A 16,610-nucleotide genomic window follows, 5' to 3' on the forward strand; every position below is an offset into this window, starting at 1 on the left:
GATACGTGTAGAGTTTATCACATAATGAAGCCTCCATTCACGATAAATCGAATTCGTGAATGAGGGCTTCAAGGAGGTTTCATGATATCAAATTGGCATACTTCTTATGATGCCTTGTTCCTGCCAGCAGGCTCAGTAAAGGCTTACACTTTCAGCCTGGCGTTGTTCATAACGCAGTCCCTTGTATAAATCCGCTTTACCGATCGAATTGAACAGATTCATTTTATAGCGAATGACGCTTTGGGCCTCGGCAATGCATTCCGGATAAATGGCATTAGGGTCCCATAACTCCGTTGCACTTAAAATTTCACGAGCTTTTTTGAAGTATGAATATTTCATATCGCTGGAAATATTGATTTTACAAATGCCCAGCTGAACCGAGTCGGAAACCTCCTGATCCGGGTTAGCGGACCCCCCGTGAAGAACGAGAGGGATGTCTACCAATTGATTGATTTCTCTCAGGATATCCATTTGCAGCTCCGGTTTAATATGCTTGGGATAGATGCCATGGGCTGTACCGATGGCTACTGCTAACGTGTCGATCCCCGTACGTGCCACAAAATCTTCCGCCTGAGCCGGGTCCGTGTAAGTTACCACCGATACGCCGCCTTCGATAGAGTTACCGGTCTGCCCAATCGTCCCCAATTCCCCTTCAACAGAGACGCCGACGGCGTGTGCAATTTCCACCGCCTGTTTTGTAATAGCCACATTGTCTTCATAAGGGAGCAGGGAACCGTCAATCATGACGGAGGTGAATCCACACTTGATCGCCCGGATGATATCAGCAATGGACCCGCCATGATCAAGATGGATCACCAGTGGAACATGGCTGGCATGTGCACGCTGGCGGGCATATGCGAAAAACTCATCCGTCAAAAATTCAAGTTCCGTGGGGTGGATAGCGATGATAGCCGGTGAATTGGAATGTTCGGCCTCCTCAATCACCGCTCTCAAAAATGTACTATCTGCCACGTTAAAAGCCCCTACCGCGAATTTGTGTTCCTTGGCTACCTGTAGCAATTCCTTCATCGTAATCAACATAAGTTCACATCTCCTTTGGACTAGTGTATAGATTTAGTGGTAAGCGTTCTCATCTTGGTGGGCCTTACTCCACTTTGAACACAATGTCATCGAAGCTTACGCTTTCATCTTCCGTGTCGTCGAATTCTTCATCTATAGCCGTTACTGGCTTCTTTAATAGGGACAAGGTTATTCCACAGATTCCGGTACCAATGAGAAGAGACAGCATAAACAGCCACGGATGCGTAAAAAGGGGGACAACGAACAATCCGCCGTGCGGCACCGGAGCCTCAACACCCCAGATCATAATCAGACCACCTGCTATCGCTGAGCCGATGACACAGGAAGTCACCACCCGGACCAGATCCCTTGCTGCAATGGGAATCACCCCCTCCGTAACCATACAGATCCCCATCGGAAATGCGGCCTTTAACGATTCCTTTTCCGCTGCTGTGTATTTGTTTCTCGTCAGGAAGTACGATAGGGTGATCCCCAGTGGTGGAATAATCGAGCCGACAAACTTGACAGCCTCAGGCCCATAGATACCTTGGACCAGCATTCCATCGGCAAACAGCGACATCGTTTTGTTAACAGGTCCTCCAAAGTCAAAGGTAGCCATCAAGCCCAGAATGGCCCCGAGCGCAAATTTGGAACCCCCCTGCATCGATTCAAGCACATGGGTGAGGCTGTCCTGCAGCCAGACAATCGGCTGACCAATAACAAGGAAGATACACAAACCGGAAATCAATGTGGCCAGAAACGGAATAACGAGGACGGGCATTAATCCCTGCATGGACTTTGGCAGCTTTACATATTTTCGGATGCCAATAACGACATAACCCACGAGAAATCCTCCCAACATCCCACCGATGAACCCCGCCTGAATTTGACTGCATATAAAACCAACAATTAATCCTGGAGCAATTCCGGGACGGTCGGAGATCGAATAAGCAATCGCTGCGCAAATTAAAGGTACAACCAGCCCCATTCCCCAACCGCCGATCTGGTTAATCATATACGGAATGGTTCCTTCCGCCTTGCCCACATCGGCTCCTCCTAATATTTGACCCAGCGCGATACACAGCCCTGAAGCAACGATCAAAGGAATCATATAGGAAATTCCGGTTAACAAATGGCCTTTGATCACTGAACCTGCGTTATTGGATTTAGCGCTCATCGTCTCGCCTCCCTTTTTATGAGGATACCCCTAAAGACTGCTCCACCTTTTCAATGAATTTAATCGGCGCTTTAATAACCGTTTCGGTTTTCACCCGAATGATCCGCTTGCCTTTGAACCGTTCTTCTCCGCCGATCTTGATATCTGCGGCCACAATGACAACATCAGCATCTCTGATCTCTTCCCTGGAAAGCTCGTTTTCAGTTCCTATGGTGCCTTGAGTCTCCACTTTAATCTCATGTCCACGTGCTTTCGCGCCTTTGATCAATTTTTCCTTGGCAATATACGTGTGGGCAATACCAGCAGTGCATGCGGCTACGGCTACAATGTTCATCAGTATCCCTCCAAATGATGTAGGTGTGCTCCATTTAATTAAAATCCAGAAAGTTCCTTATTCTAAGATACGCTCTCCCTGCTTGCAAACAGCTCCATAATCCGGGCCGGATCAGGCTCATGCATCAAACGTTCCAATACCTCTTCATCAGCAAGCATACTGGCAACCTGGACCAACAGTTTCATGTGGGTTGTATTCCGGTCCACAAGTCGTACGGCAAACAAAATAACGACATGGACAGGTTTGCCGTCCAGGGTTTCCCATTCAAGTGGGTGCTCTGTCCGCCCTATGGTGAGCGAGGTTTTGAGAACAGCAGCCGACTTGCCATGAGGAATGGCAACATGATTCTCCAGACCAGTCTGACCTTCTTCCTCTCTTACATAGACGTCCTTGATAAACTCCTCTTTGGAGGACAGAGCACCATCCTTCTCCAGCAAATCTGCCAGTTCCTCAATGGCTTCATCCTTGGTTCGAGCTTGTAGATCCAGCTTAATCAACCGTTCGTTGATAATCTTGGTTATATCCATCATGGTCCTCCTCCTGATCGTGCTTCGACTGTAATATCCCGACAAGCTCCATAGGTGTAGTCACTCTCATGATCTGTTCATACATGCGCCTGCACATCAACAGACTCTGTATTTCGATCAGCAATTCAGTTATTGGTTCACCTTTCGAGAAAGCGATTACAATTTCCAGTTTGCTAGTTGCCGCTTCACCTCGAACAACATTAAAACCGACGACTGGATTAATGTTCATATCACTGCGGGTTAGAAAAACCGACAAATGATTATTCAGCTTGGCCTCGGCAAACGTCCGATTCTCCATGTTAGCGCCTACATGTTTGAGTATGGATGTCAACAACTTCAGACGGGACGCTGTCCCTTCTGTAAACGTTGCCTTCGTATTCGTTTCAATCTGCAAACAAGATGGGTGAACGTACGCCCCGAGCAGCGGAAATGAAAACACCTTGTTTTGATGCTGATTCAACTTCTCCTCGTTAAACTTGGCCTTGATTAGGCTGACATCCGTATCATTTAAGAGTGCCGAGACATACACAACCGGCAGATCCTGATGCTCCAGTTTAACGGTAGATATGATCAGATCAATTCCCGTCCAATCCTCCGTGCGCTTGAACCAGCTTACCGAAATGACATCAACGACTTCCCATTCGGGAAATGAACGGTTGATCCGATTTTTCAGCAAATGAGAGGTGCCTATTCCAGTAGAGCAGACCAGAATAACTCTTTTCTTTTTACTGCTTTTCTCAATGGATGCCTGAAAATAAAGTACCAGGTAACTTATCTCGTCATCACTAAACGTATTCAACCCACAGGCTTGGGCAATGGGCAGCATTCCCAAACGGACCAGGGAGAAGATCTCGGCATACTCCTTGCTTATCTCCTCCAATAGAGGATTTTTAATGGAAATGTTGTATTTTAGACGGTTCAGCATCGGTTTAAAATGAATAATCAGTCCCTTGTACAACTGTTCGTCTTTTGTAAGGTCACGCCGGATCATACCAGATACGGTCTGAATCAATTCCTTGACCATCGCTTTGGACTCCGGGCAAGCTTTGTCCATCAGACCTGACAACTCATGGTTAAGGGACGGGACACTCATTCCCGACGAAATCAGATATTGATAGATGAAGTAGATCTCTTCACTTGGCAATTCCAATCCGTATTGTTCCCTGATCCTGTTGGCCATGTCTTTCGCGATAGAATGCACAGCTGGGTCGGTTACTGGATGTTCAGAAAATCCGTCAGCCAGGCGAATGACTTTGCCACTCTTCAGTCTGCGGATACAAATCAGCAGGTGAGTCAGCATGTTGATGTAATATGGGTCACCTATGGTATATCCTAATCGCTGCTCGGTTTCTTCCAGGATGCGTTGAATTCCTTTTACCGGATCGGAGCCAAAATGTTCAATCAATTCACCCAGTGTGTTGCCATCAATCCGGGACTGATGCTCTTGTTCTTCCTTCCGTTCTTCACTCACAAGTTCATGAATGAGAGAAGCCATGGCTTTGCGAATGTCAATCTCCGAACCAATCAGACGGGTGCCGAGTTGGCTTTTTTCCAGTCGCAGATGAAAGGGTTCAATTCGTTCTTCAATGGCCTTGAGATCATTCACAATCGATGCCTTGCCAATAAAGTATTCTTCTGACAGTTTGTTAATCGAGGTTTCCTCAGGAGAATCATATAATAAATTCGTCAATATTTTGATTCTCCTCGCCTCAACGGAAAGGGTCGTCACCACCTTTTTTCCCGGAATCCATTGCGTCCTCCTCAGTTCCATCGTCTGTTCCTGAGTTAAAGCCAGCGCAATACCAGTTCCTGGCTTCCGTTCAAGGCGAATTCCGCGAGTATCCAAATTGTGCTCCAGGGCGTTTAGTTCCCTGTAAATGGTTTTTTCGGACCAGTTCATGTGACTGGCTATTTCTTTGACCGGAACGAAATCCCTACGCTCCAATAGAAAATGCAAAATCTGATATTCTCTCGCAGACAGCGCCTTCATTTGGGAATCACTCCTTCCTTACGCTCACAGCATAACACCCCTATTTTTTTTGATAAATACTAAAATATGTCCATTTCATTCGGGTCAAATTAATATACCTCCTGTTCAGCGCTAGCGGAACACCCGTTGATTCAGGCACAAAGAAAAGGCTCCTGATCGGATTCCCTACCCGATTAGAAGCCTTTTGCACTCCGTTTTCGATCTACCGACTGGATGCTATGGCTGCGCGTCCTGCCGTTATTGCTCAGATTAATCCATCGGAACCTCACACCGTTTATACCTGCATCTATATGGGTCACTTCAACCAGTTGGCGAAAAACTCCCGGTATCCCTCTTTCATAATCGTGCGCGAGAAAGCACCAAAGGCATACTCACGGTTGTCTTCGGACACATTACGGGGCGCGGCAGCCGCCATGTTCACCAGTTCAAACCAGTTATCCTCATTGCCTGCAAAGGCATGCGTGGAACGAATGTGGCCGTAGCAGGCATGCTCCGGCTTCACCACCATTTTGCCCATCGCCATCGCTTCGGTCAGCGGCATCGCAAACGTATCAAACGCCGAACAGCTCCAATATACCTTGGACGAGTTCATCAGGGTGAATACCTCATCCTGTGTTAGCGCGAACTTCAACTTCACGTTGTCCGGGATATCGTACTTTTTCATGCTCTCTTCGTACCGCCTGCCGCCAAAAACCATATACACTTCCTTGTCCGAGTTCTGCCGGGCATATTCCAGCACGAGGTCCGGGCGGCGGTTCGCCTCATCCCGACCGATCCAGAGCACGCGATTATGGACGACCTGACTCGGGTCGTAGTGGCGATGCGCCAGCTCTTCGTTGAAGCCGATCGGGATGACGTTCACGTCATGTACACCGAAATTACGGCCCAGTTCTGTTTTCAGAAACTCCGTCTGCACAATCGCTTTATCCACCATCGTATAAAATGGCTTCATCATCTCATACCCCGTCAGCGCCGGGTCGGGAAAACTGTGCGGGAACAACACACTCTTCGGCAAAAACATCTTCAAAAACGTAAACCCGGATACGGTGTAGATGACATGCTCTATATTTTGGCTATATATCTGGTCTAATACGATATCATAGTTCACCAAGTCACCTTTCTCATGCTCATAACCTGGCAACCAGTCATACCCGCTGACATGGCGCTCCGGCGAGATGAACACAATCTCCACGCCCAGCTCCAGCCCGATCTGCTTCAACCGATCCGCAAATACGCGCGGGCCCTGTGCCTCCGTGAATTGAATTTTACGCATGACGAGTCCTACTTTACGCATGTTCTGCCCCCTCATTTCTATTCCCTGCAACACTGCTTCATGCACTGTTTCAGCGTCATTGCCGTCTCGTGCCACTGGTTCCGCAGCTGTTCCTCCGGCCATACACAATCTGCACTTCTCAGATCGCCATCAATCAGACGCAGCATCCAGAGCGAGAAAACAATGGCATATGCACAGTACCACCTTTTAAAAGAAACCCGTTCAACCTGAACGCTATGGCGCTCCAGCCCGTCCAGATAAACATCAATCATCCGCTCCCGCAGCTCAGGCGTAACGGTTCTCGGGAACAGCGGATGCGATAGATCCACCAGATGATACACGTCCCAAAGAGCCGTATTCAGATGCGCATGCTCCCAATCGATAATCACCAGCCTGCCATTCACATCCGCCATGTTGCCGGGATGGAGATCTCCGTGACACAAAACACGAGGCAACTCCTCATCTGCCGTATGGATTAGCGCGGCGATGTTGTGCCAATCCGATGGTGACAGCGTAATCTCCAGCTTGGACAACAAATCAGCAGTGAATTCCTTTTGCCCAAGCAGATCATCCAGTATGTCCCGAATTGGCGGTTTCTGGCCTACCCGGGGCAGCTCACCCCAATCAGCAACAGATAATGAGTGCCACTCTGCCATATGTACAGCAGCAGCCAGCAACGTCTCTTCCCGCGAATCATGCACCAGTTCGCCCAAATCCTCATAGATGATCCAGCTCTGTTCCGCGTTAATTTCACAGTCCGATGCAGCAATTAGCGCTGGATATATAGGCGGCAATACAGACAGCACATACCTCGACATCCATTGCTCGCGCCCATATTGTGCAGGATTGGTCAGTGGTTTGAAAATATAACTTTCCCCGGTATGAACAGTGAAACGCTCCACATATTTACCATTCATGCCTTTGTAGAGCCGTTCCCTGCTTGTTATATATTGTTCATTCAACGTCCCTGCGGGAGTCACCCAGCGATGCGCCTGCACGTCTTCATTCACGCCATTCACCTTCCATTTCGTTCCCCAGGCTTGGAGCTGGTGCGATTCATGTTTGCCTTTGCAGCCCTACTTCTGCACACGCTCCGTGCCGCCTATCCGTTATTATTTCTATCCATCATACGTTGCCGTTCACAAGCCTGCAAGCTTTGAGCGAAAGCACTTTTTGTAGCGTTGAATAAGAAATTTTAAAATGTTAGTTGCAATTTAGTTAGTAATCACTTACTATACAATCATGAAGAACAAACCTCATGTAGACAGCAAAAAGAAAGACATCCTGCAAGCGGCGATGCGCTTGTTTGCAACCAAAGGCGTTGACGGCATTTCCGTCAAAGAGATCGGTGACGCCGCCGGAGTAACGGATGCGGCGATCTACAAACATTTTAAAAACAAAGATGCCGTTGCCCTTGAGGCCTTCACCCAATATTGCGCGGACTATACCGCCTTGATTGACGGGTATGTTCGCCAGGAAGGTCCGGTGCTGGAACGTTTCAGGCAACTGATTACCGAAGTTCTCTACCTGCATGATGAAGATCCCTACGGGTTGCTTTTGATTTCACAAAATCACGAGATTTTCATTGAAGCTGGAAGCAGTGAGGATTACCGCCAGCCGCTGGATGCGTTGATTGATCTAATCGATCAGGGGATTATGCGAGGTGAACTGCCCGCTCAGGATTCACGGCTCACGGCCGTTCTGGTCATTGGTGCCATTACGCGCCTTGCCGTATCCAGTATGCAAGGTGAACTGCCGGAGCTGCTTGTTCCATACACCGGGGAAACCGTTCACCGACTTGCGTTGATGTTGGGCCAAGTAACAGATGAGTTGGGGTAACACCCGACGGATTGCATCTCTAATTCGTTCCGATCAGATCAGGCAATAATCATTGGTAATTGGTATAAGTTTTCGCCTATATACAAAACCAGCTTCATCCGACTTCAGGATATTCCTGAACGTTTACCAGGTCATTCGTGACCTTTTCTTTTTGCACATGAGGTTAGTGTTCATTAACTAAAATAGTCAGGACGTGTCTTTTTTATGAAAAAAATATTAATCATTCAAGGTAACCCCGTCTCTCCAAGTTACAATGGCGCAATCGCCGAAGCTTATCGTAAAGGGGCTATACAAGCAGGTGCCGAGGTTCGGATGATCACCCTAAACGAGTTGGAATTCAACATGAATCTAGCCGGTGGCTACCGAAATAAACTTCCACTTGAACCCGACTTGCTGGAAGCCCAAGAGGCGATTAAATGGGCAGAGCATCTCGTATGGGTATTTCCGATTTGGTGGGGAGGCCCCCCTGCCCTGTTAAAAGGGTTCATTGACCGGATTTTTATGCCAGGCTATGCCTTCAAATATCACAAAGGGAAACCTTTCCCGGATCAACTGCTCAAAGGTCGCACCGCCCGCATGATCACCACTATGGACGGTCCGAGCTGGTACTTCAAATGGTTCCAGGGTGAGCCCGCACACAAAATGATGAAGATCTCCACCTTTGCGCTGACAGGCATCAAACCTGTGCGCATAACACCTGTAGATCTGGTGGGAAAACAGTCCGAGGAACAGAGAAAGAAATGGCTGGAGAAGATCGAGCAGCTTGGACGAAAGATGAATTAAGTAGTTATTCCTAAAACTCTATCAGAATGTACATCCTCCATCGCTTAGATAATAACCAATTGTATCCTTCCATAATATGGGGAGTGCACTTAAAATAAGACGTTGTGACAGTGTTGCCATAAAAGGAGGTATCCATAGCGTTAATGGCCGTCTCATAACATCATAAAAGCATGGAGGATCACGAAAATGAGAAAGATATGGTTCGTACTATTGGCTTTGTTCGTAGCTTTTCCAGCTTCGAGCACATCTACCTACGCAGATTCTGTTAAGGTAAAAGCCGAAGCTAGTGTTACCAAAAGCAATGTTACTGTAAATGGAAAAACAATACGATTATCCGGTTTCAATATTGCAGGAAGCAACTATTACAGTCTAAGAGATATTTCCAAACATTTATCAGGAACAACAAGTGAATTTGATGTGAAGTGGAATATGGGAACTAACGCAATCGAGATCATGAAGGAGCAACCTTATACTCCTGATAATTCGATTAAACAAACGTCCTACTCTTCAAACAAGAGCTATACAGCTATTTTGTCCAATGCCAAAGTAATCGTTAATGGAGCTCTTCAACAACTTAAAGCATACAATATAGATGGATCGAATTATTTCCAACTTAGAGATTTAGCTGCACAAATACCTTTTGAAGTTGAATTCGATGAGACCTCCAATCAGATTAATATTTTTTCCAAAGCCGTTGAGAATACATATCGTGCAAATGTTACATCCATAATCAATGACAATGTCGTATCATCTGAATTCTCAAGATGGAAGAGCCCGACCCTCTCCTACCTCATTAATAACGGAGATCAAACGGTTAGTGTGGTCGAGGCCAACCAGGGAGTGACCATTGAGACTTACAATACCGATTTTGAACTAATCGAGAATCATACGGTTGATTTGGAGCTTCCGTTGTTTGGAGGGTTCTATAGCGGTAAAACCTACAACTATATTGCCTTTGGACAGGAAAATAAAGAAGAAAACGATGATAAGGAAGTTATTCGTATCGTTCGATATGACAAAAATTTCAAGCGAGTGGATAGTCTGTCGATCAAAGGTGGAGAAAGCTACACTATAGAACCGTTCGCTCACGGATCGGGGAGAATGGCGGAACATGAGAATACACTCATCTTCCACACCGCACGCAAACGTTATACTACATCCGACGGACTTAACCATCAGTCTCAGTTAACGATTCAAGTGAATACTTCAACAATGACTGTCGCAAATGACCTGGGTCAGTTCCAAAAGAATCATGTGAGCCATTCCTTTGATCAATATGTACAGTTCGATGGGAGCACACCTGTCCTTGTGGATCATGGAGACGCCTACCCTCGCTCTATTGTTATTCATCGGGGTGAAGGATCGAATTATACCGAGGCAGACTTGTTCAAAATTCCAGGCAGAATTGGTGCAAACGCTACGGGAGTGTCTCTCGGAGGCTTTGAACTGTCCAATGACTATTACATGGCTGCCATGAACTCCATAGATCACTCTTCTGTAACAGAATACACTTCCTACGAGATGGTTGGATTGCCCAGAGACCAGCGGGATATCATTCTTAGTCTTGTGCCCAAAGCCAATTTCAATAGTGCAGCTGCAAAACAAGTTACCTTGAGTAAGTATGTTGGAAGCGACCATATTGCTTCTATACCTAAATTGGTCAAACGTTCTGACAACGACTTGATCGTTCTTTGGCAAGAATTCGATATGAATAACCATCTCCAGGATGTCAAGTATGTTGAGATTGACGGACAAGGCAATACCTTAGGGGAAATCCAAAGCTTACCTCACTATGTATTATCTGAAACGGATCCCATTGTAGTTGATAACCGCATTATCTGGTATACGAACGTGGATGGAAAACGTACGTTTTACACCATTCCCCTTCAATAATTCTGAAGATTTAGTACCACAATAAAACCCGAGTGTTCGATTACACACTTCTTATCTTATCGAAGATGTTACTTGAAGAACCTACCCATGATGAATGAGTAGGTTCTTTTTTTGGTTTCCATTCAAATTGGCTCTTTCTCATCAATTGCTCTTGTTTTGGGTCTAGCCCGTCTACCATGCATGCAGGCACCGCCTACACACCCATGCTTCCCACTCCAATCTGCTATAAATGCATAAATTGAAGAGACGCATATGAGAATATCTCCTGGATTCATCATCACATGCGCCTCCTGACTTATCGTTTAAACCTACATTTTAGTGCCTTCATAGAACCGGCGAATGACCTTCTCGGCTGGCTTGCCATACACTCCGTATCCATCATCGTTCAGGGTATCCTGCTCCTGATACAGATGTGCGCTCCAGTCCCACAGACCGAATCCGCGTACCCACTCCCGCTGGCTGGCATGACGGAACATGGCTTCATAGAACTGTTCCTGTTCCTCTGAACTGACCGCACCTTCTAACCCCCAGTCATTCGGCACTTGCGCCGATCCAATGCGGCTGGGACAGCCCGCTTCTGCGAAGAAAAAAGGTTTGCCATATGGCGCGATCTCTTGCTCAATGCGATCCAGCTGCGCCTCCCAATCCCCGATTGGATAGTACCCGCTCGACGAGATGACGTCCACGGCATCCCACCATTTTACATGGCCTTCCTGATACTTGTCGGTATTATAGGATACTAGCCCGGAATACACTTCACGCACTCCCGCGATGACCTCGCGCCATTCCTGATCCCGGCGCTCGGACTGCACCATCTCACAGCCTACAATAAACATCTCGCATTTCTCGCGCTCGGCAATGGCTGCATAGTGCTTCTGATACGCAGTATAGCTGCGAAACCAATCTTTCCATTTCGGCTCACACGGCACATCGATATCAAAAAAGTTAATATGTGCACGCCATGTTCCATCGGTGCAATTGACGGTTGGTTTCAGAATGACCCGCAGTCCGAGCGTACGGGCGTAACGCATCATATCCACCAGTTCGTCATCTTCCACCATATGTTCACCATCATACTTGACCTCTACAGCCTGCGGATGGTCCTGATGTGCCGCCAGTGCAAAAATAACATGCGAACTGCCTGTGCGTTCAGCCATCAGACGCAAGGATTCTTTTGCTTCCGGCTTGCGGAAGTCTCCCCTGCCACTCATCCAGCCAAATGTAAATCCCTTGATGTACTCCATATGCATTGCGCTGCAAAGCCCCTTTCATCATGTAGTGTAGATGCTACAGCTTACCTTCCTCACGGTCTCCAGCGATGACTTCATCGGTTTCGATCACATAGTTCACGATCTCTTCGATCGTCGTGTAAGCCACACCCACATATGTGTCGGCTGCGCCGTAATAGATGGCGATTCGCCCTGTCTCCGCATCATGCAGCGTAGCGCACGGGAAGATGACATTATCTACAAAACCCTGCTCCTCGTACCATTTTTCCGGTGTCAGTACGAAGTTGGAGGAACGATATTTCACTTTGGATGGCTCATCCAGATCCAGAATGACTGCACCCATGCTATACACAAACCCGTTGCACGTTCCGGTTACGCCGTGATAGAACATCAGCCAGCCCTCGGACGTTTCAATCGGTGCCGGACCGCCGCCAATTTTGACCGATTGCCACCAGCCCTGACCGCCTTTGCTCATGACATGACGGTGTTTGCCCCAGTACACGAGATCCGGGCTTTCGCTCAGGAAAATGTCCCCGAACGGCGTATGTCCGCTGTCGCTTGGTCTGGATAACATGACGTAGTTGTCATTGATTTTGCGCGGGAACAACACGCCATTGCGGTTGAAGGGCAGCATTGGATTTTCGAGACGGATAAACGTTTTGAAATCCTCCGTCTTTGCCAGACCGAGTGCAGCACCGTAGAAATCGGTACACCAGATGATGTAATACGTATCTTCCACTTTGACCAGACGCGGGTCATACGCATAGTTGGGCATAAAGGGATCGCCATTCTCATCTACAAAGGCAATGCGTTCCTCTTCGATATTCCACGATAGTCCATCTTCACTGGAACCCATATGCAGGTGCGGACGTCCATTGATCGTTTCGGCACGGAAGACCCCGATGAACTTCCCTTCATAAGGAACGACTGCACTGTTGAAAATACGGGCAACTCCCTTAACCGGGTTACGCGGAACCACCGGATTGGCTGAATGTCTCCATATCGGTCCTTCTGTTCCCTCCGGCTTATCCTCCCAAGGCATATTCGGCAATGCATCTCCAACCATGTGTACATTTTTCGTATCGACAGCTGTCATCGTTTCATTTCTCCCTTCGTTTTTTATTTAACAGAGCCTTGTGCGAAGCCATTGTAGATGTACTTTTGTAACAGCAGGAAGATGATCATCGTTGGAATGATGGCAATCATGATACCTGCGCTGATGACCTCCCACTGTGATCCGAACGGCCCCTTGAATTTGAACAAAGCCGTGGATATGACCTGCAAGTCTGTCTTGGGCATGTACAGGAATGGCGTGTAAAAGTCGTTGTAGATGTTGACACCCTTCACGATAATGACCGTTACAATCGCCGGTTTCAGAAGTGGCAAAATGATTCTCCAATAAATCGTAAAGTACGAGGCACCGTCCAGCATGGCGGATTCATCCAGTGCATTGGAGATGGAACCCAGGAATTGAAGGAAAATATATACTGCAATGATATCTGTACCGAGATACATGACGATGGCCGCCCATCTTGTGTTGAACAGATCGAGCGCGTTGATGATCTGGAAGGTGGCAACCTGCGTTGTCACACTCGGAATCAGGGTAGCGAGCAGGAATGCTGCGACCATGATCTTTTTGCCTTTGAATTTGAAACGATCCAGCACATACGCGATCATGGAGCCTGTCAAAGTGGCACCCACGATGGAGATAATCAGGATGATAATTGTATTTTTGAAACCGACCAGCATGTTCCCGTCCACAAAAGCCTTCGTGTAGTTCGCAAAATTAAACCAGTTTTCAGGCGGAGCAAGCGGACTGCTTGTCGCGTATTCGGCATTGGTTTTGAGTGATGCAAACAGCACAACAACGATGGGTACAAGCGCAATGAACGCCGCGAGAATGAGTGAAGCATATTTGAATATGCTCGCAAGGGTGTATTTGAATGGTTGCATGTTCATTCCTCCCCCTTCATGGTGACACGTTGAACCAGCGTAACAAGAATAACAATAAACAGCAGCACAACGGCCATCGCTGACGCCAAGCCCAGCTTGCCGTACTTGAATGCCAAGTGAACAGTCTGGATGACAAACGTTTCACTGCCGTTGGAACCATCTGTCATAATATATGGAATATCGAACGCACTGATTGCGCCGCTAATCGCCAAAATCAGGTTGAGTTGCAGGATGCGCGTAATGCTTGGCAGGATGATATGGCGGAACTGCTGCCAGCGATTGGCCCCGTCAATATCCGACGCTTCATAGACATCCTTTTGAATGGAAGAGATTGCACCCAGGAAGATGATGAAGTTGAAGCCCATGTACCTCCATACCGATGCGCCTGCGAGCGACACGTTAATGATGTTCGGATTCCCAAGCCAGAGCTGCGTGTATTGTCCAAGCCCTACGGCCTGCATGAGTGTATCGAGCGTACCGTCCGGTTTGAAGAAAAAGAGGAAGATAAATCCGATGGCTACGCCATTCAGCAGATAAGGAAAAAATAATATGCCTTTGAAAAAGTTTTTGCCGCGAATTTTGAAGCTTAGAATCGTTGCAAAGTAAAGGGCCAGGCCCATTTGTACGAAAGTGGCAACGAAATAGTACAGACTGACAATAAACACTTTAAAATATTCAGGGTCACTGAATATCCGGGTGTAGTTTTCAAACCCAACATAGTCGAATCTTTTGCTGTATCCGTTCCAATCGGTGAAGCTGTATTTGAACATGTTAATGACAGGTAAATAAGCAAACGTGAACAGCAGTGCCAGTGGAATGATCGAGAAGGCACAGATGATAAATATGCGTTGCGCTGAGTAACCCCAATTCGAAATCTTCAAGTATTTCATGCTCTCCACACCTCCAAGCGGTTCTACCGCTTTTATATCGAAAGACTCCCGTCCAATGAACCAATGCCACTCGAAAATCAACACCGAAGACGGCATTTTGCATCCGAAATGCTGCTGCATTCAGATACAAAATGCCTTATGAAAAGGGAACATTTTTTCCCTGCAGCCAGTACGTTACCTTGCTGCATGTCAACGGTGGTCAGACATACGTATTTCCTTGACAGAACGATGTACCCACTGCAATCTGCCTATTTTGTGAGTTCTGCCCGCGCTTTCACCCATTTGTCATTGAGGTCCTTCATGATGTCGTCATACGATTCGCTGCGGTTACCGATTCCGGCTTCAATGATGCGTTTCTTGAAGTCAGGCTGCCAGAGGCCGATCTCGCCTTCGTTGTCGATCTTGTCAACCAGACCTTCCTGGCCTTCTTTGGCAGGAGTCAGTGTGGAGAATGCAACGTCTTTGTATTGATCCAAAATCGGCGGCAGCTCCGCGTTCTTGTCTGCGCTCATGCCTCCGCCCTGCTCAACGGCATAGTTCGATTTCGCCAGGAACCAATCGATCCACGCTTTCGCAGCAGGTTTGTTCTCACTGTTTACGTTCATGCCGATGTTATAGTCTGCTCCGAGCGGAACGACTACATCACTTGCATTCGTAGGAAACGGTAAGAATCCGATATTATCTGGTGTATTCGTCAAGCCTTGAATTTGGGTAATCGCCCATGATCCGAGCGCCATGGTTGCAATTTTCCCGTTCGCAAGGTCCGCTTTGGAGCTTTCCCAGTCCGTTGTGGTCGGGTCTTTCTCGATCAGGCCATTTTTGGCAGCGTCATAAAGCACTTTGTACAATTCATAATGCGGCTTGCCAGCCACAAAGTTATCATCCGTGTTCGGTTGGTCAATGTTAACGTAGTCTACACTGCCTGCAACCGTTGGCAGATCCGATTCCCACTGTGTCAAAGCCCAGCCAGAGGCATAGTTGGTGTACAGTGGAATCGCGTCCGTATTGTCTTTTACGAGTTGGAGTGCGGCCTGGAATTGTTCAGGCGTTTTGGGCACTTCTGTAATGCCAGCGTCCTTGAATACCTGTTTGTTATAAATGATTCCTGAGAACGTGATAACGGTTGGAATACCATATATCTGGCCGTCCACCATGCGCTCTTCAATCCCCGTGTACTTGTCTTTCAATTCATCATACGTACCCAGCGGTTCAAAAAAGTCTGGAATGTCGGCAATCGGTACACTGGTCGGGATCATCAGTACATCTCCGTAATCTTTGGTACTCATCCGAATTTTCACTTGTCCTTCATAATCTGCCAGTGCCTGAAAGTTTACTTTGACATCCGGGTATTCCTTATTGAACTCCGCGGCATAGTCTTTGAATACGGTATCCACAATATCTGTACGTTGTGTAAGGACAGTAATCTCACCCTTGATATCCGCAGGATCTGTGCTGATTTCCTCTCCTGCCTGTGAAGATCCACCTCCTGATGAACATGCAGCAAGCAGTGAAGTGATGAGCAGCATGGTAAGCAGAAACTTCCAGCCTTTGTTTTTCCTCAAATGATTCGACCCCTTTTCTAAGTTAATTAAAGTTATCGTTAAGGTTACAAATGAATTTTATTATGGTAACGCTTACCTGTCAATCAAATTATTTATTACTCTATATAAGGTTATTCTCAACCAACACATTGACAACACTT

General features: G+C 47.2%; 15 protein-coding genes. 3 read left to right on the plus strand and 12 right to left on the minus strand.

All coding sequences use genetic code 11. The annotated features are described in order from the left end of the window. Positions 1-132 precede the first annotated feature (132 nt). The 7 genes from PPA03S_RS11315 to PPA03S_RS11345 form a co-directional block, all read right to left on the minus strand. Entirely contained in the window at positions 133-1,041 is a 909-nt protein-coding gene (locus PPA03S_RS11315; RefSeq protein ID WP_062322844.1) for a ketose-bisphosphate aldolase, read from the minus strand. A 64-nt stretch (positions 1,042-1,105) separates the two neighbouring features. Continuing rightward, positions 1,106-2,197 carry a PTS fructose transporter subunit IIC gene (locus PPA03S_RS11320; protein ID WP_062322846.1) on the minus strand — a complete coding sequence of 364 codons (1,092 nt, stop codon included), beginning with the start codon at positions 2,195-2,197 and terminating at the stop codon, positions 1,106-1,108. Positions 2,198-2,213: 16 nt separating this feature from the next. After that, entirely contained in the window at positions 2,214-2,531 is a 318-nt protein-coding gene (locus PPA03S_RS11325) for a PTS fructose transporter subunit IIB (RefSeq protein ID WP_062322848.1), read from the minus strand. A gap of 62 nt (positions 2,532-2,593) precedes the next feature. After that, positions 2,594-3,061 (minus strand): PTS sugar transporter subunit IIA, encoded by a 468-nt coding sequence (locus tag PPA03S_RS11330; protein WP_217998933.1) that lies wholly within the window; start codon positions 3,059-3,061, stop codon positions 2,594-2,596. After that, positions 3,021-5,048 (minus strand): BglG family transcription antiterminator, encoded by a 2,028-nt coding sequence (locus tag PPA03S_RS11335; RefSeq protein ID WP_062322852.1) that lies wholly within the window; start codon positions 5,046-5,048, stop codon positions 3,021-3,023. The genes PPA03S_RS11330 and PPA03S_RS11335 overlap by 41 nt, the downstream gene beginning before the upstream one ends. Positions 5,049-5,343: 295 nt before the next feature. Continuing rightward, a complete protein-coding gene (locus PPA03S_RS11340) occupies positions 5,344-6,342 on the minus strand; it encodes a glycosyltransferase (protein WP_062322854.1) in 999 nt (332 codons plus the stop codon). A 17-nt stretch (positions 6,343-6,359) separates the two neighbouring features. Next, positions 6,360-7,331: a phosphotransferase family protein gene (locus tag PPA03S_RS11345; protein WP_062322856.1), complete on the minus strand. Its 972-nt coding sequence runs from the start codon at positions 7,329-7,331 to the stop codon at positions 6,360-6,362. A 232-nt stretch (positions 7,332-7,563) separates the two neighbouring features. Here PPA03S_RS11345 and PPA03S_RS11350 point away from each other — a divergent pair, with 232 nt between their 5' ends. From PPA03S_RS11350 to PPA03S_RS11360, 3 genes are all read left to right on the plus strand, one after another. After that, entirely contained in the window at positions 7,564-8,160 is a 597-nt protein-coding gene (locus PPA03S_RS11350; protein WP_062322858.1) for a TetR/AcrR family transcriptional regulator, read from the plus strand. 204 nt (positions 8,161-8,364) lie between these two features. Next, a complete protein-coding gene (locus tag PPA03S_RS11355; protein WP_062322860.1) occupies positions 8,365-8,943 on the plus strand; it encodes an NAD(P)H-dependent oxidoreductase in 579 nt (192 codons plus the stop codon). A 186-nt stretch (positions 8,944-9,129) separates the two neighbouring features. Then, the gene (locus tag PPA03S_RS11360) at positions 9,130-10,836 is read left to right on the plus strand and encodes a hypothetical protein (protein WP_062322862.1); all 1,707 of its coding nucleotides are present in this window, start codon (positions 9,130-9,132) and stop codon (positions 10,834-10,836) included. Between the two features lie 308 nt (positions 10,837-11,144). Here PPA03S_RS11360 and PPA03S_RS11365 read toward each other — a convergent pair whose 3' ends face one another. The 5 genes from PPA03S_RS11365 to PPA03S_RS11385 all read right to left on the minus strand — a co-directional run bounded on the left by PPA03S_RS11365 (position 11,145) and on the right by PPA03S_RS11385 (position 16,470). Further along, positions 11,145-12,080, minus strand: a complete 936-nt coding sequence (locus PPA03S_RS11365; RefSeq protein ID WP_062323194.1) for a glycoside hydrolase family 113 — start codon at positions 12,078-12,080, stop codon at positions 11,145-11,147. 43 nt (positions 12,081-12,123) lie between these two features. Next, on the minus strand, positions 12,124-13,161 hold the full coding sequence (locus PPA03S_RS11370; RefSeq protein WP_062322864.1) for a glycoside hydrolase family 130 protein: 1,038 nt from the start codon (positions 13,159-13,161) through the stop codon (positions 12,124-12,126). A gap of 23 nt (positions 13,162-13,184) precedes the next feature. Further along, the gene (locus tag PPA03S_RS11375; protein WP_062322866.1) at positions 13,185-14,018 is read right to left on the minus strand and encodes a carbohydrate ABC transporter permease; all 834 of its coding nucleotides are present in this window, start codon (positions 14,016-14,018) and stop codon (positions 13,185-13,187) included. 2 nt (positions 14,019-14,020) lie between these two features. Next, positions 14,021-14,908 (minus strand): carbohydrate ABC transporter permease, encoded by an 888-nt coding sequence (locus PPA03S_RS11380; protein ID WP_062323195.1) that lies wholly within the window; start codon positions 14,906-14,908, stop codon positions 14,021-14,023. Between the two features lie 248 nt (positions 14,909-15,156). Then, positions 15,157-16,470: an ABC transporter substrate-binding protein gene (locus PPA03S_RS11385; RefSeq protein WP_062322868.1), complete on the minus strand. Its 1,314-nt coding sequence runs from the start codon at positions 16,468-16,470 to the stop codon at positions 15,157-15,159. Positions 16,471-16,610 lie beyond the last annotated feature (140 nt).

The organism is Paenibacillus pabuli NBRC 13638 (genome assembly GCF_001514495.1).
In the GTDB taxonomy this organism is placed as follows: domain Bacteria; phylum Bacillota; class Bacilli; order Paenibacillales; family Paenibacillaceae; genus Paenibacillus; species Paenibacillus pabuli.